This window comes from Ruegeria sp. HKCCD6604, from assembly GCF_013110635.1.
Classification (GTDB): Bacteria; Pseudomonadota; Alphaproteobacteria; order Rhodobacterales; family Rhodobacteraceae; genus Ruegeria.
Genome location: NZ_WVQW01000001.1, coordinates 1,575,383 through 1,594,175 on the forward strand (window position 1 = coordinate 1,575,383; position 18,793 = coordinate 1,594,175).

Sequence of the window (18,793 nt, forward strand, 5' to 3'; positions counted from 1 at the left end):
ACGCGTCAGTCTGAATACCGAAAGAGAGTTAACCACGGCTCATATCACCGTGACGGTGGTGTTGCCTCAGGCCGCAGGGTCAGCGTTGCCCAACAATTGGACGCCGTTGACTTTCCAACCGCCTTCCAGAGGGATCATCTGATAGTCCAGTATGTGCACACGCCCGTTTGCGTCGGTGATCATCACCTTCTGCCACAGGGCTCCTGCAATTTCACGCAACTCCAGAAAACGAAATTCGGAAGGACGCCAGACCATCGGATACCCATTGCGTACCATTGCTCCGAAATTGTCGGGGTTCTGAAAAAGGCGCTGGATGCTGGGGCTGGCAAAGGTGAAGGCCGTGGCAAAATCGTCCGCCTTGAAGGCCTGTATCTGCGCCGAAATGTTTGCTTCGATCTCTGCGTTTTGCGCAAACGCGCTCGACCCCAGCCCAACACTCAGGGATACAGCAAGCAAAAATCGACGCATGGGGCCACCTCCTGCAAAAAAGAGTAGCCCCATACGGGATCAGGTCAAATCAGACCAGCTCTCCGGCCAGCGCCTTGTCGATCAGGGCAATTGTTTCAGGCACACCGTACAGCGCGATAAAGCCGCCAAAACGCGGGCCCTGCGATGCACCCAGAAGCACTTCGTACAACGCAGTGAACCAACCGCGCATGGGGTCGAACCGCTCACGCCCGATGGAATAGACCACAGATTGCAGCGCCTCGTCCTCGGTCGGGCCATCATAAGCCTCAAGCGCGGCTTTCAGCGCTTCCAGCGCCTCGCGCTCCTGATCCGTGGGTGCGCGATGTTTGCGCGTTGGTTTGACGAAGTCGTTGAAGTAGCGAACCGCAAAGCCCGCAGCCTGATCCAGATCGGGATGGCTTTCAGCCGTTGCTTCCGGCGCATAGCGGCGAATAAAGCCCCACAGCGTCTCCTTGTCTTCCGCGCCCGAGACCGACGCCAGGTTCAGCAACATCGCAAACGGTACGATCAGGGTCGATTCGGGAACGTCGCCACCGTGAATGTGCCAGACCGGATTGTTCAGCTGAGCTTTCAGGTCCTGCCCCGGATAGGCGCGCAACTGTTGATGATATTCGTCATAAGCCTTCGGGATCACGTCGAAATGCATCCGCTTGGCTGTTTTGGGCTTTTGATACATGAAATACGCCAGGCTTTCGGTCGGCGCGTAGGTCAGCCATTCGTCGATCGACACGCCATTGCCGGACGATTTCGAGATCTTCTGGCCATTCTCATCCAGGAACAGTTCATAGGAAAAATGCTCGGGCGCACGGCCGCCCAATGCACGGCAGATCGCGTCATAGATCTTTTCGTTGGTAGCATGTTCCTTGCCGTACATCTCGAAATCGACGCCCAGCGCCGCCCAGCGCGCCCCAAAATCAGGCTTCCATTGCAATTTCACGTTGCCGCCAGTGACGGGCACGGTCCATTCCTTGCCGTCCTCGTCATCGAATGTGACGGTATAGGTCTCTGCACACACTTTCTTCATCGGCACATACAGAACCCGCCCGGTTTCCGGATGGATCGGCAGGAAAATCGAATAGGTCTGTTGGCGCTCTTCCCGCAGGCTTTTGAGCATGATGGCCATCACGTCATCATACTTGTCGACCGCGCGCTTCAGGATCTCGTCGAACTGGCCTGACCGATAGAAATCGCGTGCAGAATAGAACTCATAGTCGAATCCGAAAGTATCGAGGAACCGGCGCAACATCGCGTTGTTGTGCTCGCCGAAGCTGGGGTATTCGCCAAATGGATCGGGAACCGAAGTCAACGGGCGCTGCAAATGTTCTTCAAGCGCCTCCGGGTTGGGCACGTTGCTGGGCACTTTGCGCATCCCGTCCAGATCGTCCGAAAAACAGATCAGCTTGGTCGGTATGTCCGAAAGCGCCTCGAACGCGCGCTTGACCATCGTAGTCCGCGCGACCTCGCCGAATGTTCCGATATGCGGCAAGCCAGACGGGCCGTAACCGGTTTCGAACAGCACATACCCCTTTTCCGGAGCGCCCTTCTGATAGCGTTTGAGCAACCGGCGCGCCTCTTCAAAAGGCCAGGCCTTGGACGACATCGCGGTTTCACGCAGTTCAGACATTTCAATGTGCTCCATCGGGGAAAGTGTCGCGGTCACCCCATGCAACCGGACCGGCCCCTCCTATTGTGCCAGTGCAACATGAGTCAATAAAGCAGTGGCGCAATTCGCGACACACTGCGCCAAAAAACAGTCGCCCTCGGGCAGGTAGGGAAACGTTCCTTGGCCCGCAAACACTCTGCCCGGGATATCTGCGCTGCATTTTCACCGGCCAGCCTTGCTCAGGCCACAATGGTGGGCCGATTGTTCCCCCGAAACAAAAAAGACACGGGCGCGGGCGCAAACGTGACCCGGTTGTTTCGCACGCTCACCGGGCAGTGTTAGACAAAGGCGACACGGGGGAGGTCCCCGGACCAGAGGAAACGGGATGCGACGCGAAACCACCAACCGTATACGCTTTGTACTCGAAGATATCGTGCCGCCTATCCTGCGTGACAGCGCCGCGTTTCATTGGCTGGCATGCAGGGTTTGGGGCGACCATATCACGCGCCTTGCCGAATTCCGTGAACGCGCAACCTATCTGACGGATGACGAATACGAAAAACTCTACCGCGATCATCCGCGCGTGCATCAGGGCACCGACAATTCCGAAGCCTGCATCAAGCGGATTGCCAAGGATATCGTCGGGCAAAGCATCTGCGATATCGGCTGCGGCACCGGAGTTCTTTTGCAACGCATAAAGGCCGCCCGGCCCGACATCACGCAACTGACAGGGGTGGATTTCGTCGTCGATGATGCGGCTGCCATCGACAATATCGACTATGTTGCAGCTCGGATCGAAGAACTGCCGTTTGAAGACAACAGCTTTGACACCGTAATCTGTACCCACGTGATCGAGCATCTTCTGGAATACCGTCAAGCAATCGCTGAACTGCGTCGTGTCGCGCGAAAACGCGTCATTATCGTCGTCCCGCGTGAACGCGAAAGCAGGTACACCTTCAATCCGCATTTCAACTTTTTCCCCTACACCCACAGCTTTCTGCGCGCGGTGTATCCCAGCCCGGACATCCATGCCTGCGAAGACCTGGGGCGCGACATCTACTATTGCGAAGACCGCCCCCAGGAAAAACCGGAACCGGAGCACCAAGGATGACTCCGCCCGCCCCAACGACACTGGTCTGGGCTGGTTTGCTGTTCACACCAGTTATGATCTCGGCCGGGCAGATTCTGTTCAAACTGGCAGGAAACCGGATTGACGGGCGCGAAGCCACCGGATTGGCGGGCCTCATCCAGACGCTGTTCGATCCTTTCCTTTTGACAGCCTTTGCCATCTATGGCTCGGCTACGGTGCTGTGGGTGTATGTCCTGCGGTATCTGACTCTGTCCCAGGCCTACCCTTTTATGGCCCTCAGTTTCGTTCTTGTGCCACTGGCCTCGCACGTCTTCTTCGGCGAAACACTTGGGCTGCGCTATTGGCTGGGGGCCGCGCTTTTGATTTCGGGAATGATGGTCATGAATACCTGATCGCGCGGGATGGATGAAACAAGGTGTTGAACCTGACCCGCTGCGCTCATATCGTGCGTCCTCGAACGACCCCAATCAGGACCATCCCATGACCGAGCAAGTGCCCCACCCGATGTCCCCGCAGGATTGCCTTGTGGCGATCATGGTTGCAGTCTCGGCCTCTGACGAAAACATCCGAACCGCCGAGCTGGTCAAGATCGAGGTTGCCGTGAACATGCTGCCGGTCTTTGCCGGGTATGACATCGATCGGACCCGTCGTGTATCACAGATTGTTTTTGACCTGTTCGAACAGGAAGACGGTTTGGATGCGCTGTTTGGCCTGATCCGCGAAAACCTGCCCGAGCGTCTGAACGAAACGGCCTATGCTCTGGCGTGCGATGTTGCGGCTGCCGACGGTGCGCTGGCCGAAACGGAACTGCGCCTGCTGGAAGAAATCCGGTACGAGCTGAATATCGACCGTCTGCATGCCGCCGCAATCGAACGCGGGGCGCGCGCACGCCACACGGTCTGATCCGGGCAATCTACGGGTTTCAGCTTCCGTAGAGTGCGCCCCAACGTTCCAGCAAGGCCCGTTGCAGTTTCCGCGACCTGCGGTTCCAGCTTCGCGCGCCTTCAGGCCGTTCGCGTTGTGCGCGAGGAATCTTGGCGCGATGGGCCACGTCCGCCGTAAAAATGGCAAAGGCCAGATCGACCCCATCCGCCGTTGTCAGGAAACCGCCCAACCCGGATACGAAGTTCAATGTGCCTGTCTTGGCATCGACCTTGATCGGGTGGTTCTTTACCGGCCGCCCATTTCGATCCGTCAAGGCAAAAGGCTTCATCAATGGGCGCAATACGCCCATTTTCCGGGCCGCGACAAGGGCCGCAACCAGATCCGCCGGCACCATACGCGAGGCATCGCCAAGACCGGAATGATCGACCATCGCGATCCCGTTCACGCCAAAGCTCTGAGACGCCCAACGGTTCATCTCGGCCGCCGACTCCGCCAGGTTGCGCGGGCCAACGCCCCGCGCTTTGGTTGCGGCCAGTCCGACCATCTCGGCCGTCAGGTTGGTTGAGTATTTCAGCATCCCGCGCAAAATACTGTCCAATGGATCGCTGCGATGCACGACGAGGTCGACACCTTTTGGCGCCTCTCGTGTCACCTGCACCCGATTCAGAACGATTCCATTGGATCGGGCCAAAGTACGAAACACATCACCCGCGTACAATGCGGGTTTGCGCACAGGCAGCCAGCGCGCCCCGCCATTGCCCAGCGCGCCCTTGGCCACGGTCCAGCGGTCCTGCCGCGCACTTGGCTGATAGGTATAGATAGGCAAGCTGCGGTTCTCGACCCGCATGGCTGCCACATCCACTGCCGGCACATATCGTGCGCTGCGTGCATCCATGGTCACATCGTAACCCTTACCAGCACGCTTCCACTCGAAATGGACCCGATTGAAATTCAACGATATCCCGCTTACCGCCGGGCTGTACCCCACATGATCCGGCTGACCGGGATCAATGCTGAACACGAAGGGCAGCGCCCCGTCATAGACCTTGAAGGCTCCTCGAACCTCGGTGATTCCGGCTTCGCGCAGGTTGGCCGCCATCGTGGCCAGCGCATCCGTATCCAACAGCGGGTCACCCCCGCCTGCCAGTATCAGATCGCCACGCAGAATCCCGTTTTCAATTGGCCCATCTGCGATCAAACGGGTTTCGAACCGGTGGTCGGGCCCCAGAACGTCCAGCGCGTAAAGCGCGGTCATCGCCTTGCCGACACTGGCCGGGGGCAAGCCCGCACCTTCACCAAAAACCTCCAGCGGCTTTCCGGTCGCCACATCCGCGACGGCGAAAACAACTTCGCCCGTCAACCCTGCGGCTGCAACCAAACGCTCGGCGCCACTCAACAGCGCCGCACGCGCGCGCGGCCTGAGCGAGACCAGCGGCGCCTGCGCCAGACCAGCTGCCGGGATCAGAGACGCCCCCAATCCTCCCAGAAACACACGACGTGAAAAACGACCAGCCATAGTTGGAATAAAATCCCACAGATCAAATGCGCGCAACCACTCGCTGCGATTATGCGCCGGGCAAGGCTATTCCGGCAACACTTCCGCGCGCCATTCGCCGCGCGTCCGAATTTCCGTGGAACTGACATCAACCATCGGCACATTCACGAAACACCAGGCCGGAGCTTGCGCCCGCCCCAAAAGATGCCGCGCCTGCCCGTCGATCCTGTACTTGGCATAGACCCGCGCCGCCCTGGACATCCGGGCAGATATCCGGTCGCCGGGCCGTGCGACCACACCGACAGGGACACTGTCCATGATCCCTCGCCAATCTTTCCAACGGTGAAATTGCGCCAGATTGTCCGCCCCCATCAGCCAGACAAATCGCACCTGTGGATACAATCGCTGCAACGCTGTCAGAGTATCCGCAGTCGCGCGTGTTCCTGTCAGCGCCTCGATGTCCGTCACCTCGACACGCGGATGCTGCATCACATTCCGCGCTGCCGCCGTTCGCCTGTCCATGGGCGCGGGCCCGCGTTCCTTCAACGGATTGCCCGGCGATACCAGCCACCAAACCCGATCCAGCCCGAACGCCTTCATCGCCTCAAGCGTGACGTGCACATGGCCCTGATGCGGTGGATCAAACGACCCGCCGAACAGACCGACGACCTGTCCAGGTCGCGCATAGGGTATGCCGTACCGCTCCATACCCTGCTGATGTTCAGAACTGCGAGGCGTTGTCAATCAACAGGTTGCACCACATCACCCAGCTGAACCCGCCCGGGTCGCACGACTTCGGCGCACCATCCTCCGTGCCCACGCACGGAGGAATAGCCACCCTTGCCCAGCGCTTCTTCCATCCGGCTGCACGGCGCACAAATCACGGTGAGGCGCAAAATTGCCTCGCCCACCTGCACCTCGCGCCCTTTGAGCGCCGTCAGATTGATCCCCGAAACCACAAGGTTGCGCCGCGGGATTTCAGGCGCAACCGGCCCCTGCCCCAGATATGACCCAATCGCCGCCAGATGCTCCTGCTGGATCAGAGTCACCGCTCGCTTGCCAACGCGGGCACGGTCACTGATCAGACCGGCCTCGGTAATCACGGATTCCTCCAGTGACACCATCTCGGCCCGGCGCTGTGGTCGCGCTCCGATCCAAGTCACGCAACCGGGCTGCGCCCAACCCGCAATCAATTCGGCCAGTTCCGACATAACACCCCCATTTACAACGCACCCACACTATGCCGCCCGACCCAAAGACGAAATTCACAATACCACCAGCTTGCCCCGCCCGTCCCGCTCGGATATCCAGCGTTTCAACCAAATTTCCCGACCCAGAGGACGCGACATGGCCGCCTATCAATATGTCTACCACATGCAGGGTGTCACCAAGACCTATCCCGGTGGCAAGAAGTGCTTTGAAAACATCCACCTCAGCTTTCTGCCCGGCGTGAAAATCGGTGTCGTCGGCGTAAACGGCGCCGGTAAATCGACGCTGATGAAGATCATGGCCGGCCTCGACACCGACTTCACCGGCGAGGCATGGGCCGCCGAGGGCGCCAAGGTCGGCTATCTGCCGCAGGAACCGCAACTGGATGAATCCCTGACCGTTCGCGAAAACGTCATGCTGGGCGTGGCCGGGAAAAAGGCCAAGGTCGACCGGTTCAACGAGATCGCGATGGAGATCGCCGAGAACTACTCGGACGAGCTGATGGAGGAAATGACCACCCTTCAGGACGCGATCGACGCGGAAAACCTGTGGGATCTGGATAGCCAGATCGATGTCTCGATGGAGGCGCTGCGCTGCCCGCCGGACGACGCCGACATCGCCAATCTCTCGGGCGGTGAAAAACGCCGCGTGGCGCTGTGCAAGCTGCTGCTGGAAGCGCCCGACATGCTGCTCCTGGACGAACCGACCAACCACCTGGACGCGGAAACCATCGCCTGGCTGCAACAGCACCTGATCGCCTACAAAGGCACCATCCTGATCGTCACCCACGACCGTTATTTCCTGGATGACATCACCGGCTGGATTCTCGAGTTGGACCGCGGTCGTGGCATTCCGTACGAAGGCAACTACTCTTCGTGGCTGGAACAAAAGGCCAAGCGGCTTGAGCAAGAAGCCCGCGAAGACAAATCCAAGCAGAAGACGCTTCAGCGCGAACTGGAATGGATGCGTCAGGGTCAAAAGGCGCGTCAGGCCAAATCCAAAGCCCGGATCAACGCCTATAACGAGTTGGCGGAACAGTCCGAACGTGAAAAGCTGACCCGCGCTCAGATCGTCATCCCCAACGGCCCGCGCCTTGGCAGCAAGGTGATCGAGGTCAATGGGCTGGCCAAGCACATGGGCGACAAGCAACTGATCGAAAATCTCTCGTTCAGCCTGCCGCCCGGTGGCATCGTCGGCGTGATCGGCCCCAACGGCGCCGGTAAATCGACCCTGTTCAAAATGCTCACCGGCCAGGAAAAGCCCGACGCCGGCACCATCGAATACGGCGATACGGTGCAGCTGTCCTATGTCGATCAGTCGCGCGACGACCTCAACGACAACGACACCGTGTGGGAGGCGATCACCGGCGGCGCCGAGATCATCCAGCTGGGCGACGCGCAGGTCAATTCCCGCGCTTATTGCTCGTCCTTCAACTTCAAGGGCGGCGACCAGCAGAAAAAGGTTTCACTGCTGTCAGGGGGTGAGCGTAACCGCGTCCACATGGCCCGCCTGCTGAAAGAGGGCGGCAACGTCCTGCTGCTGGACGAACCGACCAACGATCTGGACGTCGAAACCCTGCGCGCGCTGGAAGACGCGCTGGTCGATTTCGCCGGCTGCGCCGTGGTGATCTCGCACGACCGTTTTTTCCTCGACCGGATCTGTACGCACATCCTGGCCTTTGAAGGTGATGCCCATGTGGAATGGTTCGAGGGCAACTTCGAGGATTATGAAGAGGACAAAAAGCGGCGGTTGGGGCCGGATGCGCTGGAACCCAAGCGGTTGAAGCATAAGAAGTTTGCGAGGTGAGGGTTTGAACCACATCTCTAAGGGCAGGAGTGAGTAGGCTTCTACCACACCGATTAAACCCGCCTACACGAACTATGATGTTAAATCTGGGCCTTCCGTTGCCGCTTTTTGAGTACTGATGGTTCGACTATTTAGCTTTTGCCTAGCTCAGTATGTAGCATGAGCCCTTCCTCATACACTATCCTGTCGAGTTCCTTGATCATGTCCCCAAGGAACCCGACAGTACTAAGTTGAAGGGCCCGCGCGATTTCTGATGGCCTCTTGCCCTCGACGCTTCGAGAAAAAAGATCCGGCGAAATCGAATTGAAATCTTCATCTCCATTAATATCCTCCCAAATTTTCAATGTTCTTCCATACAATTTTTCTCTTGAGATATATGTTACTAGTATACTTTGCTTTCCCCCAAATCTTACAAAGAATAGGCCATCCAATGTTGGTATTGGCACCGTCGACTGATGACCTAGAAGGTTCATAGTTGAAACCCATCCAGAAATTTTTCTGATAAATCCCCTAACCTCCCTAAGTGATTTTGCGCCACCCCTTAGATACAATCGCTGCAACGCGTGATTTGTAATGACAGAATGCGGGCTTTCGCAATGCGTCCAGCGGCCCAAAGTTTCTTGGTCAAAAAAGTGATTTCGCAAAACTAAACGTGGAAAATCTCCCTGTTCTTGGTGCGCAACCATAAATCTAAGTTTGCGATAGTTTTTTTGGCATTGAAATCCAAATATTTCGTCTTGAAAAGAACTCCTTAAAGACAAAACTAATCTCTTTCGGTCTCGTTGGCTGTTGTCCTTCCAATTCAATTTTCTCATTTCTTTTTCTGAAAACCTAAGGAAATCGCCTTCAAACAACTGGCACTCCTCGACGATTTGACGGGCATGACCTTTCGCCAAATAATCTTTCTCTTTCAATAGATAACTCCATGATTCTGCTGATTTCACCAGTCAGATGGCTAACAGCACATTGCAATTCAAGACGTGATGGCAAACGTAAGATGAGCACTCGCACCCCTCACGCCAACTGGTAGGCCGGGCTTCAGCCCGGCAACCCTCGAAACACCCACACCTTTACCAAAATCCGCCGATGAATGGCCTGAAGACACTTCAATCGCTCTGAGGGGAATGGTGGATGCCGGGCCGAAGCTCGGCCTACGGGGGTGTTCTTTGTATCACGGCTCTCCGAATGCCCCGCCAGTGACACCGTCGCTCCAACCCGGATCAACCCGACCCGCAAGAATACCGCGATAGATTGACGATTGCGGTCACTTGGTAGTGTGCTTCTCCAGCCCACTCATGAATGCGGCCGCCAAGAAACAGCGGCTCAAAATAAAGTACATTGGACTGATTGCAGGGGCAGCACCTTTCCAGATCGGTTTCCGCGAAACCTTCCGACTCGACACCAATAAACCCGGTCCCCGAGCCTTCCGATCGGGGCTCACTGCACCAAAGTTCAAAGGAAGCGATTTCAACCTTTTCTGTCAGGTCCTGTTCACGCTCTGAAAGTTCCAGCGACAGTTCGTGCATTTCTGGGTTTAACATCCGGGCCATAAACCACAACGCGTTTGGCCAGGGTGCGGTTTTCACGGCCACAGAATTAGTTTGACACTCTCTCTTGTCACCCGGCCCCAACACTGTTAGATGCACCCAATCTTGCGGCCTCGGATTCGTTCCGGGGCCTTAGATATTTTGAACCGGGGACCTTCGGGGCCCTATACCCTTGGCACCTACGGGGGCCTCTCACATAGCGGGGAACCCCCTCGCACTTGCTAAACGGAAGACAGAAAGCATGGCACTCAAGTCGTACAAGCCGACGACGCCGGGCCAGCGCGGGCTGGTGCTGATCGACCGTTCGGAGCTTTGGAAAGGACGTCCGGTCAAGTCTCTCACTGAGGGTTTGACCAAATCGGGCGGCCGGAACAACACCGGACGGATCACTTCACGCCGCCGCGGCGGTGGCGCAAAGCGTCTCTACCGGATCGTTGACTTCAAACGGAACAAATTTGATGTCGCGGCAACCGTCGAGCGGATCGAATATGACCCGAACCGGACCGCATTCATCGCACTGGTAAAATACGAAGACGGCGAGCAGGCCTATATCCTGGCTCCGCAGCGTCTGGCTGTTGGTGACAAAGTCGTGGCATCCGCCAAGGCCGACATCAAGCCGGGCAACGCAATGCCGTTCTCGGGCATGCCCATCGGTACCATCGTCCACAACATCGAGATGAAGCCTGGCAAAGGCGGTCAGATCGCACGTGCGGCCGGTACTTACGCGCAATTCGTTGGCCGCGATGGCGGTTACGCCCAGATCCGTCTGAGCTCGGGCGAGCTGCGCATGGTCCGTCAGGAATGCATGGCCACCATCGGTGCCGTGTCCAACCCCGACAACAGCAACCAGAACCTCGGTAAAGCCGGTCGTATGCGCCACAAGGGCGTGCGTCCGTCGGTTCGTGGTGTTGCAATGAACCCGATCGATCACCCGCACGGTGGTGGTGAAGGTCGTACCTCGGGTGGCCGTACGCCGGTTACTCCGTGGGGTAAGGACACCAAGGGTAAGCGTACCCGCAACAAGAACAAAGCGTCCCAGAAGCTGATCATCCGCTCGCGGCACGCCAAGAAGAAGGGACGTTAATCTATGTCTCGCTCTGTTTGGAAGGGTCCTTTCGTCGATGCTTATGTGCTGAAAAAAGCCGAAGCAGCGCGCGAGTCGGGCCGCAACGAAGTCATCAAGATCTGGTCGCGTCGTTCCACCATTCTGCCCCAATTCGTGGGTCTGACCTTTGGTGTGTACAATGGCCAGAAGCATATCCCGGTAAACGTCACGGAAGACATGATTGGTCAGAAGTTCGGTGAATACTCGCCAACTCGTACCTACTATGGTCACGCCGCAGACAAAAAAGCGAAGCGGAAGTAAGTCATGGGCAAGGAAAAGAACCCCCGCCGCGTGGCTGAAAACGAAGCAATGGCGAAAACTCGCATGCTTCGCACCAGCCCGCAGAAACTGAACCTGGTTGCGCAAATGATCCGCGGCAAGAAAGTCGAGAAGGCTCTGACCGACCTGACTTTCTCGAACAAGCGTGTCGCGCAGGACGTCAAAAAGTGCCTGCAGTCCGCAATCGCGAATGCCGAAAACAACCACAACCTGGACGTTGACGAACTGATCGTCGCCGAAGCTTGGGTTGGCAAGAACCTGGTCATGAAGCGCGGTCGTCCGCGTGCCCGTGGCCGTTTCGGCAAGATCATGAAGCCGTTCTCGGAGATCACCATCAAGGTGCGTCAAGTTGAGGAGCAAGCCTAATGGGACATAAAGTCAATCCGATCGGCATGCGCCTTCAGGTCAACCGCACCTGGGACAGCCGCTGGTACGCTGACACCAAGGATTACGGTGATCTTCTGCTGGAAGACATCAAGATCCGTGAGTTCATTCAGAAAGAGTGCAAGCAGGCCGGTGTTGCACGTGTGATCATCGAACGTCCGCACAAGAAGTGCCGCGTAACGATCCACACCGCACGTCCGGGTGTCATCATCGGCAAGAAAGGTGCAGACATCGAAGTTCTGCGCAAAAAGCTTGCTGGTATGACCGACAGCGAACTGCACCTGAACATCGTCGAAGTGCGCAAGCCCGAGCTTGACGCGCAGCTGGTTGCCGAGTCGATCGCTCAGCAGCTGGAACGTCGTGTTTCGTTCCGTCGCGCAATGAAGCGCTCGGTTCAGAACGCCATGCGCATGGGCGCCCTGGGTATCCGGGTGAACGTCGCTGGCCGTCTGGGCGGCGCCGAAATCGCACGGACCGAATGGTATCGCGAAGGCCGCGTGCCTCTGCATACCCTGCGTGCCGACATCGATTACGCACATGCCGAAGCGATGACTCCTTACGGGATCATCGGGATCAAGGTCTGGATCTTCAAAGGTGAGATCATGGAGCACGATCCGCAGGCACGTGACCGTAAAGCACAGGAACTCCAGGACGGCCCTGCACCTCGTGGTGCTGGTGGCGGTCGTCGCTAAGGAGGGAAAGATATGCTTCAACCAAAGCGTACTAAATTCCGCAAGATGCACAAAGGCCGGATCAAGGGCGAAGCCAAGGGCGGCTCTGATCTGAACTTTGGCACCTACGGTCTGAAAGCCCTGCAACCCGAGCGCGTCACCGCACGTCAGATCGAAGCTGCACGTCGTGCCATGACCCGTCACATGAAACGTCAGGGTCGTGTCTGGATCCGTATCTTCCCCGACACTCCGGTCACTGCAAAGCCGATCGAAGTTCGTATGGGTAAAGGTAAGGGTTCGGTGGACCGCTGGGTTTGCAAGGTCAAGCCCGGCCGCGTGATGTTCGAGATCGACGGCGTCAATGACGACATCGCCCGCGAGGCCCTGCGCCTTGCCGCGATGAAGCTGCCGATCAAGACCCGCGTCGTGGTTCGCGAAGACTGGTAAGCGATTGGGGCCTAGGCCCCGTTCGTGACAAAATTGACCCCCGTCGGGAAACCGACGGGGGTTATCATTTGGGGGCGCTGCCCCCGCCGCGGCAAGCCGCGACTCCCCCGGGATATTTAGCGCCAGATGAAGCAGGGGATCCGGATTTCATCTGGCAAAAAGTATCCTGGAGCGCGAGGCAGAGCCTCGCAAATGAGCCATCGCAATCGCGATGAAGCTGGGTTAAGAGGGCGCTATGGCACAGATTGAATCACTCTTCGTAACCCGTCTTTATCGCGCAGCCCTGTCCGAGTTCGGTCCCGCGATCGATACGGAAGAGTTGGAAAACTCCTGCCTTGTCATCGCCGAGGATGACGAGGCCGGGCAGGAGTGGTGTGAGGAAAACGGCTATCCCGGCTATACCAGCTATGCCTCGCTGACCGACCTGCCCTGGCGCTTCCCGATCTTCGCCGATCTGGTGAAGGTACTGGATCAGCACGTGGCGGCCTTTGCCAAGGATCTGGAGTTCGATCTGGGCGAGGCCGCGTTGAAACTGGAGGACCTTTGGATCAACATCCTGCCCGAGGGTGGCATGCACTCCAGCCACCTGCACCCGCACAGTGTGATCTCGGGCACGACGTATGTAGCGATGCCCGAAGGGACGAGCGCGCTGAAACTGGAGGACCCCCGTTCAGGCCGCATGATGGCCGCGCCGACGCGCCTGAAAGGCGGGCGGCGGGATTTGCAGCCATTCATCTACATGAAACCGCAGGTGGGGGATGTCCTGCTTTGGGAAAGCTGGCTTCGCCACGAGGTCCCGATGAACATGGCCGAGGAAGAGCGGATATCTGTCAGTTTTAACTATCGGTGGGACTGAACGCTCCCACCGAATAACGGCATCTTGAATGCAGGCGAACACCGTTAGCACTCCGCCCAGAATGAACGAAAGCCCTGTCAGGCGGCAGGTGAAGGCCAAGAAAATTCTGGACGGAACGCTTCATATACCGGTCGTCCGTCATCAGGCTTGGGGTACCCTTTGCTGTCATCGTAAAACGCGTGGTAAGTCGCTGCAGGAAACTTGCTGTCATCATACCCCATCACGTTGGGTACAGCCACGCGTATGCGTTTTTGCTTATCATCCAGCATCAGCGCGGCCCCGCACTCAGAACAGGTGCAAAGCTCTAAAGGGCCATCGGGATTGTTGGCGTTGAATGGTTGACGGTTCATCTTATCTTCGGGGTCTGCTGACAGGTCTGTGTAGTTAAAGAACGCAACATGGGTTGTGTGCTGTCCGGTCACGGACTTACAGACATCACAGTGGCATTCATGGTTGTCTATCGGTTCTGCCGTCGCGACTATCTTGACGTGTTCACATCCTCCTGAATATGGGCTGGTCATTTTCTTACCTCCTCTGTGAACTTCAAACCTTTGTGGGCCTGTTCTATTGGGCGCCGAACGCGGCCCGTTGGCAATACAGACCTTGGCCTGAGTTTGGATGAGGAATACTTCGCGGAAGTTTCGTGATTGGTAACCCGTTCGGCGACCGAGAGCATCCAATTCCCTCGCCTTAAAGAAGACGTCAAACTTTCCCTTGCCCCCCACTCCCTAAACCCTTATACGGCGGCATCCTGCGTGTCGCCCGGCGTTGTCGGGCGATTCGCATGTCTATCATTCATCCACCAGGTCCAAGGTGACCCGTGTACGGGGCCTTCTGGTGTTTTGAGCAAAGGAAAAAGGCGATGAACGCCCAAGAACTGCGTGAAAAGACCCCGGACCAGCTCCGCGAGGAACTGGCCAACCTGAAGAAAGAAAGCTTTAACCTGCGCTTTCAACAGGCAACCGGTCAGCTGGAAAACACAGCCGGCATCAAAGCGGCCCGCCGCAATGCTGCCCGCGTCAAAACCATTCTGAACGAAAAGGCCGCTGCTGCGGCATCGGAGGAGTAATCCCATGCCCAAGCGTATCCTGTCCGGAGTAGTAACCAGCGACGCCAACGAGCAGACCGTGACTGTTTCGGTTGAACGCCGTTTCAAGCACCCGCTGCTGCACAAAACCGTTCGTAAGTCCAAGAAATACCGGGCTCATGACGAAAAGAACGCCTTCAAAGTCGGCGACACTGTACGCATCATCGAATGCGCGCCGAAATCGAAGACGAAACGTTGGGAGGTTCTGGAGGCGTAAGCCCCAGAATTTTCCATTTGTCGAAACCCTGGGGGAATTAACAAGACCAGCCCCCACAGGTCGGGAGAAACCACATGATCCAGATGCAGACCAATCTGGATGTCGCTGACAACTCCGGCGCTCGCCGAGTTCAGTGCATCAAGGTCCTGGGTGGTTCCAAGCGTAAATACGCCTCCGTCGGCGACATCATTGTCGTCTCGGTGAAGGAAGCCATCCCGCGCGGTCGCGTGAAGAAAGGTGACGTCCGCAAGGCCGTCGTCGTACGCACCGCCAAGGAAGTCCGTCGCGAAGACGGCACCGCGATCCGTTTCGATCGCAACGCCGCCGTCATCCTGAACAACAACAACGAGCCGATCGGTACCCGTATCTTTGGCCCCGTTGTTCGTGAACTGCGCGGCAAGAACTTCATGAAAATCATCTCGCTGGCTCCGGAGGTGCTGTAATCATGGCTGCTAAACTCCGCAAAGGCGACAAGGTCGTCGTGCTGGCCGGCAAGGACAAGGGCAAAGAGGGCACCATTTCCTCGGTTGACCCCAAAGCCGGAAAAGCTGTTGTTGATGGCATCAACATCGCCATCCGTCACACCCGCCAGTCGCAGAACTCGCAAGGTGGTCGTCTGCCTCAGGCAAACCCGATCGACCTGTCGAACCTGGCACTGCTGGACAAGAACGGCAAAGCGACCCGCGTTGGCTTCCGCATGGAAGGTGAAAAGAAGGTCCGCTTCGCCAAGACCACAGGGGACGTAATCGATGCTTGATAACGCAACCTACACCCCGCGTCTGAAAACTCAGTACGTTGAAACCATCCGTGCCGCTCTGAAAGAAGAGTTCGGTTACAAGAACGACATGCAGCTGCCCAAGCTGGAGAAGATCGTTCTGAACATCGGCTGTGGTGCCGAGGCCGTCAAAGACTCGAAGAAAGCGAAAGCTGCGGTCGAGGATCTGACTGCGATTGCCGGTCAAAAGGCCGTTGCAACCAAGGCGAAGAAGTCGATCGCGGGCTTCCGCGTCCGTGAGGACATGCCGCTGGGCGCAAAAGTGACCCTGCGTGGTGACCGGATGTACGAATTCCTGGATCGTCTGATCACCATCGCGCTGCCGCGCGTGCGTGACTTCCGCGGTGTAAAGCCTTCTTTCGATGGTCAGGGCAACTTTGCCATGGGCATGAAAGAGCACATCGTGTTCCCGGAAATCGACTTCGACAAAGTTGACGAAGTCTGGGGCATGGACATCGTAATTGCCACCACAGCGAAAACCGACGCTGAAGCTAAGGCACTGTTGAAAGCTTTCAACATGCCGTTCAACGCGTAAGCGCCGGGAGGATTGAGACATGGCTAAAAAAGCAATGATCGAACGCGAGAAGAAGCGCGAACGCCTGGTGGCCAAATATGCCGCAAAGCGTGCCGAGCTGAAAGAAATCGCGAATGACGAGAGCAAGCCGATGGAAGAGCGCTTCAAAGCGCGTCTGAAACTGGCGAAACTGCCGCGCAACAGCTCGGCTACTCGTTTGCACAACCGCTGTCAGCTGACCGGTCGTCCCCACGCTTACTACCGTAAGCTGAAGGTCAGCCGTATCGCGCTGCGCGAGCTGGGTTCTGCTGGTCAGATCCCCGGCATGGTGAAATCGAGCTGGTAAGGGAGACATAGATATGAACGATCCTATCGGCGATATGCTCACCCGTATCCGCAACGCGCAAATGCGTGGCAAATCCACCGTTTCCACCCCGGCTTCCAAGCTGCGCGGCTGGGTTCTGGACGTGCTGGCGGACGAAGGTTACATCCGTGGCTACGAAGCGACGACCGGTGAAAACGGTCATCCGGCCATCGAAATCAGCCTGAAATACTACGAAGGCACCCCTGTTATTCGCGAACTGAAGCGGGTCTCGAAGCCCGGTCGTCGCGTATACATGGGCGTCAATGACATCCCGCAGGTCCGTCAGGGTCTGGGTGTGTCGATTGTCAGCACTCCGAAAGGTGTGATGTCGGACGCAAACGCTCGCTCCAACAATGTTGGCGGCGAAGTGCTCTGCACCGTCTTCTAAGGAGGTCTGCAATGTCTCGTATTGGTAAAAAACCGGTCGAGCTGCCCAGCGGCGTTTCCGCCTCTGTGTCGGGTCAGACCATCGAAGTGAAGGGTCCGAAAGGCACCCGCAGCTTCACCGCGACTGATGACGTAACGCTGTCGGTCGAAGACAACGTCGTGCAGATCAACCCTCGTGGGATGTCCAAGCGCGCGCGCCAGCAGTGGGGCATGAGCCGCACTATGGTTGCCAATCTGGTTGAAGGCGTCACCAACGGCTTCAAAAAAGAGCTGGAGATCCAGGGTGTTGGTTACCGGGCTCAGATGCAGGGCAACACCCTGAAGCTGAACCTGGGCTACAGCCACGATGTTGATTTCACTGCTCCGGAAGGTGTCACCATCACCGCGCCGAAGCAGACCGAGATCGTTGTGGAAGGTATCGACCAGCAGCAGGTGGGCGAAGTCGCGGCCAAAATCCGCGAATGGCGCCGTCCCGAGCCGTACAAAGGCAAAGGCATCCGCTACAAGGGCGAGTTCATCTTCCGCAAGGAAGGCAAGAAGAAGTAAGGACGAACACAATGGCAAACAGCAAAAGAACCCTGTTTCTGAAGCGCCGCCTGCGCGTTCGGAACAAACTTCGCAAGGTCAACGCGGGTCGTCCGCGTCTGTCCGTACACCGTTCGAACAAGAACATCTCTGTTCAGTTGATCGACGACGTGCGTGGCGTGACCCTGGCCTCGGCCTCGACCCTGGAAAAGGATCTAGGCGTTGTTGGCAAAAACAACATCGATGCGGCGACCAAAGTCGGCGCGGCCATTGCAGAGCGTGCCAAGAAGGCAGGCGTCGAAGAGGCCTATTTCGATCGTGGTGGCTTCCTGTTCCACGGCAAGGTGAAGGCTCTGGCCGACGCTGCGCGTGAAGGTGGTCTGAAGATCTAAGACCTGCGGGCGGGTTTCGATCCGCCCCGATGATCCGGGGGCCTCGGCAACAGTCGGGGCTCACTTGGATTGAAGAAACGGCGCCGTATGCGCCACATGAGAAAAGGGATGCCAAATGGCAGAACGTGAAAACCGTCGGGGCCGTGGCCGCGACCGTGAGGAAGCACCGGAATTTGCAGATCGTCTGGTTGCGATCAACCGCGTGTCGAAAACCGTAAAAGGTGGTAAGCGCTTTGGCTTCGCCGCTCTGGTGGTTGTCGGCGATCAGAAAGGCCGCGTGGGCTTTGGCAAGGGTAAAGCGAAAGAAGTACCCGAGGCCATCCGCAAGGCGACCGAACAAGCCAAGCGTCAGATGATCCGCGTGCAACTGCGCGAAGGTCGGACCCTGCACCACGACATCGAGGGCCGTCACGGCGCCGGTAAAGTGGTTATGCGCACCGCACCTGAAGGTACCGGTATCATCGCCGGTGGTCCGATGCGTGCCGTGTTCGAAATGCTGGGCGTAAAGGACGTTGTGTCCAAGTCGCTGGGCTCGCAGAACCCGTACAACATGATCCGTGCCACCATCAACGGCCTGCAGAAAGAGCAAAGCCCGCGTTCGGTTGCACAGCGTCGTGGCAAAAAGGTTGCCGACATCCTGCCCAAGCGGGAAGAAGCACCAGCTGCTGCTGAAGCAGAAGCATAAGG

General features: G+C 57.5%; 28 protein-coding genes. 20 read left to right on the plus strand and 8 right to left on the minus strand.

The annotated features are described in order from the left end of the window. Positions 1–66 precede the first annotated feature (66 nt). Together GS614_RS07860 and GS614_RS07865 are read right to left on the minus strand one after the other, a co-directional pair. Positions 67–468, minus strand: a complete 402-nt coding sequence (locus tag GS614_RS07860; RefSeq protein ID WP_171725894.1) for a DUF4864 domain-containing protein — start codon at positions 466–468, stop codon at positions 67–69. Between the two features lie 49 nt (positions 469–517). Further along, positions 518–2,092: a lysine--tRNA ligase gene (locus GS614_RS07865; RefSeq protein WP_171725895.1), complete on the minus strand. Its 1,575-nt coding sequence runs from the start codon at positions 2,090–2,092 to the stop codon at positions 518–520. Between the two features lie 364 nt (positions 2,093–2,456). On the opposite strand from GS614_RS07865, the gene GS614_RS07870 reads away from it, so the two are divergent. From GS614_RS07870 to GS614_RS07880, 3 genes are all read left to right on the plus strand, one after another. Further along, positions 2,457–3,182: a bifunctional 2-polyprenyl-6-hydroxyphenol methylase/3-demethylubiquinol 3-O-methyltransferase UbiG gene (locus GS614_RS07870; RefSeq protein WP_171725896.1), complete on the plus strand. Its 726-nt coding sequence runs from the start codon at positions 2,457–2,459 to the stop codon at positions 3,180–3,182. Then, positions 3,179–3,553 carry an EamA family transporter gene (locus tag GS614_RS07875; RefSeq protein WP_216597870.1) on the plus strand — a complete coding sequence of 125 codons (375 nt, stop codon included), beginning with the start codon at positions 3,179–3,181 and terminating at the stop codon, positions 3,551–3,553. Before GS614_RS07870 ends, GS614_RS07875 begins: the two co-directional genes overlap by 4 nt. Positions 3,554–3,641: 88 nt before the next feature. Beyond that, positions 3,642–4,064: a tellurite resistance TerB family protein gene (locus GS614_RS07880; protein WP_117872968.1), complete on the plus strand. Its 423-nt coding sequence runs from the start codon at positions 3,642–3,644 to the stop codon at positions 4,062–4,064. A 19-nt stretch (positions 4,065–4,083) separates the two neighbouring features. Here the strand turns inward: GS614_RS07880 and dacB are convergent, their stop codons facing one another. From dacB to GS614_RS07895, 3 genes are all read right to left on the minus strand, one after another. Further along, positions 4,084–5,562: a D-alanyl-D-alanine carboxypeptidase/D-alanyl-D-alanine-endopeptidase gene (gene dacB, locus GS614_RS07885; protein WP_171725897.1), complete on the minus strand. Its 1,479-nt coding sequence runs from the start codon at positions 5,560–5,562 to the stop codon at positions 4,084–4,086. 66 nt (positions 5,563–5,628) lie between these two features. Next, positions 5,629–6,249, minus strand: a complete 621-nt coding sequence (locus tag GS614_RS07890; protein ID WP_171725898.1) for a nicotinate-nucleotide adenylyltransferase — start codon at positions 6,247–6,249, stop codon at positions 5,629–5,631. 32 nt (positions 6,250–6,281) lie between these two features. Then, the gene (locus GS614_RS07895; RefSeq protein ID WP_171725899.1) at positions 6,282–6,752 is read right to left on the minus strand and encodes an MOSC domain-containing protein; all 471 of its coding nucleotides are present in this window, start codon (positions 6,750–6,752) and stop codon (positions 6,282–6,284) included. A gap of 136 nt (positions 6,753–6,888) precedes the next feature. Between GS614_RS07895 and ettA the strand changes: the two genes are divergently transcribed. Continuing rightward, positions 6,889–8,556 carry an energy-dependent translational throttle protein EttA gene (gene ettA, locus GS614_RS07900; protein ID WP_171725900.1) on the plus strand — a complete coding sequence of 556 codons (1,668 nt, stop codon included), beginning with the start codon at positions 6,889–6,891 and terminating at the stop codon, positions 8,554–8,556. Positions 8,557–8,687: 131 nt separating this feature from the next. Here the strand turns inward: ettA and GS614_RS07905 are convergent, their stop codons facing one another. Both GS614_RS07905 and GS614_RS07910 read right to left on the minus strand, forming a co-directional pair. Then, a complete protein-coding gene (locus GS614_RS07905) occupies positions 8,688–9,470 on the minus strand; it encodes a hypothetical protein (RefSeq protein ID WP_171725901.1) in 783 nt (260 codons plus the stop codon). Between the two features lie 306 nt (positions 9,471–9,776). Beyond that, the gene (locus GS614_RS07910; protein ID WP_216601099.1) at positions 9,777–10,082 is read right to left on the minus strand and encodes a hypothetical protein; all 306 of its coding nucleotides are present in this window, start codon (positions 10,080–10,082) and stop codon (positions 9,777–9,779) included. A 262-nt stretch (positions 10,083–10,344) separates the two neighbouring features. Between GS614_RS07910 and rplB the strand changes: the two genes are divergently transcribed. The 6 genes from rplB (at position 10,345) to GS614_RS07940 (ending at position 13,845) form a co-directional block, all read left to right on the plus strand. After that, the gene (gene rplB / locus GS614_RS07915) at positions 10,345–11,187 is read left to right on the plus strand and encodes a 50S ribosomal protein L2 (protein ID WP_120633917.1); all 843 of its coding nucleotides are present in this window, start codon (positions 10,345–10,347) and stop codon (positions 11,185–11,187) included. Between the two features lie 3 nt (positions 11,188–11,190). Beyond that, positions 11,191–11,469 (plus strand): 30S ribosomal protein S19, encoded by a 279-nt coding sequence (rpsS, locus tag GS614_RS07920; protein WP_068348022.1) that lies wholly within the window; start codon positions 11,191–11,193, stop codon positions 11,467–11,469. 3 nt (positions 11,470–11,472) lie between these two features. After that, a complete protein-coding gene (rplV, locus tag GS614_RS07925) occupies positions 11,473–11,853 on the plus strand; it encodes a 50S ribosomal protein L22 (RefSeq protein ID WP_039538267.1) in 381 nt (126 codons plus the stop codon). Continuing rightward, positions 11,853–12,563: a 30S ribosomal protein S3 gene (gene rpsC, locus GS614_RS07930; RefSeq protein WP_117872244.1), complete on the plus strand. Its 711-nt coding sequence runs from the start codon at positions 11,853–11,855 to the stop codon at positions 12,561–12,563. The genes rplV and rpsC overlap by 1 nt, the downstream gene beginning before the upstream one ends. Before the next feature lie 12 nt (positions 12,564–12,575). Next, the gene (gene rplP, locus GS614_RS07935; protein WP_117872242.1) at positions 12,576–12,989 is read left to right on the plus strand and encodes a 50S ribosomal protein L16; all 414 of its coding nucleotides are present in this window, start codon (positions 12,576–12,578) and stop codon (positions 12,987–12,989) included. A 235-nt stretch (positions 12,990–13,224) separates the two neighbouring features. Beyond that, positions 13,225–13,845 carry a 2OG-Fe(II) oxygenase family protein gene (locus GS614_RS07940; RefSeq protein WP_171725903.1) on the plus strand — a complete coding sequence of 207 codons (621 nt, stop codon included), beginning with the start codon at positions 13,225–13,227 and terminating at the stop codon, positions 13,843–13,845. Positions 13,846–13,922: 77 nt separating this feature from the next. Here GS614_RS07940 and GS614_RS07945 read toward each other — a convergent pair whose 3' ends face one another. Continuing rightward, entirely contained in the window at positions 13,923–14,366 is a 444-nt protein-coding gene (locus GS614_RS07945) for a GFA family protein (RefSeq protein ID WP_152459157.1), read from the minus strand. A gap of 341 nt (positions 14,367–14,707) precedes the next feature. Here GS614_RS07945 and rpmC point away from each other — a divergent pair, with 341 nt between their 5' ends. From rpmC to rpsE, 10 genes are all read left to right on the plus strand, one after another. After that, positions 14,708–14,914 carry a 50S ribosomal protein L29 gene (gene rpmC, locus GS614_RS07950; RefSeq protein ID WP_093965352.1) on the plus strand — a complete coding sequence of 69 codons (207 nt, stop codon included), beginning with the start codon at positions 14,708–14,710 and terminating at the stop codon, positions 14,912–14,914. A 4-nt stretch (positions 14,915–14,918) separates the two neighbouring features. Then, positions 14,919–15,149 (plus strand): 30S ribosomal protein S17, encoded by a 231-nt coding sequence (rpsQ, locus tag GS614_RS07955; RefSeq protein ID WP_152459158.1) that lies wholly within the window; start codon positions 14,919–14,921, stop codon positions 15,147–15,149. A gap of 74 nt (positions 15,150–15,223) precedes the next feature. Then, a complete protein-coding gene (gene rplN, locus GS614_RS07960; protein WP_039523372.1) occupies positions 15,224–15,592 on the plus strand; it encodes a 50S ribosomal protein L14 in 369 nt (122 codons plus the stop codon). A 2-nt stretch (positions 15,593–15,594) separates the two neighbouring features. Beyond that, positions 15,595–15,906: a 50S ribosomal protein L24 gene (rplX, locus tag GS614_RS07965; protein ID WP_171121045.1), complete on the plus strand. Its 312-nt coding sequence runs from the start codon at positions 15,595–15,597 to the stop codon at positions 15,904–15,906. Continuing rightward, entirely contained in the window at positions 15,899–16,459 is a 561-nt protein-coding gene (gene rplE, locus GS614_RS07970) for a 50S ribosomal protein L5 (RefSeq protein WP_152459160.1), read from the plus strand. The genes rplX and rplE overlap by 8 nt, the downstream gene beginning before the upstream one ends. Positions 16,460–16,478: 19 nt before the next feature. Then, a complete protein-coding gene (gene rpsN, locus GS614_RS07975) occupies positions 16,479–16,784 on the plus strand; it encodes a 30S ribosomal protein S14 (RefSeq protein WP_010437098.1) in 306 nt (101 codons plus the stop codon). A 13-nt stretch (positions 16,785–16,797) separates the two neighbouring features. Further along, positions 16,798–17,190: a 30S ribosomal protein S8 gene (gene rpsH / locus GS614_RS07980; RefSeq protein WP_010437099.1), complete on the plus strand. Its 393-nt coding sequence runs from the start codon at positions 16,798–16,800 to the stop codon at positions 17,188–17,190. 11 nt (positions 17,191–17,201) lie between these two features. Beyond that, positions 17,202–17,735, plus strand: a complete 534-nt coding sequence (gene rplF / locus GS614_RS07985; protein WP_010437101.1) for a 50S ribosomal protein L6 — start codon at positions 17,202–17,204, stop codon at positions 17,733–17,735. Between the two features lie 11 nt (positions 17,736–17,746). Continuing rightward, positions 17,747–18,106 (plus strand): 50S ribosomal protein L18, encoded by a 360-nt coding sequence (gene rplR / locus GS614_RS07990; protein WP_152459162.1) that lies wholly within the window; start codon positions 17,747–17,749, stop codon positions 18,104–18,106. 115 nt (positions 18,107–18,221) lie between these two features. Continuing rightward, positions 18,222–18,791, plus strand: coding sequence for a 30S ribosomal protein S5 (gene rpsE / locus GS614_RS07995; RefSeq protein WP_171121043.1), 570 nt, complete (start codon positions 18,222–18,224; stop codon positions 18,789–18,791). Positions 18,792–18,793 lie beyond the last annotated feature (2 nt).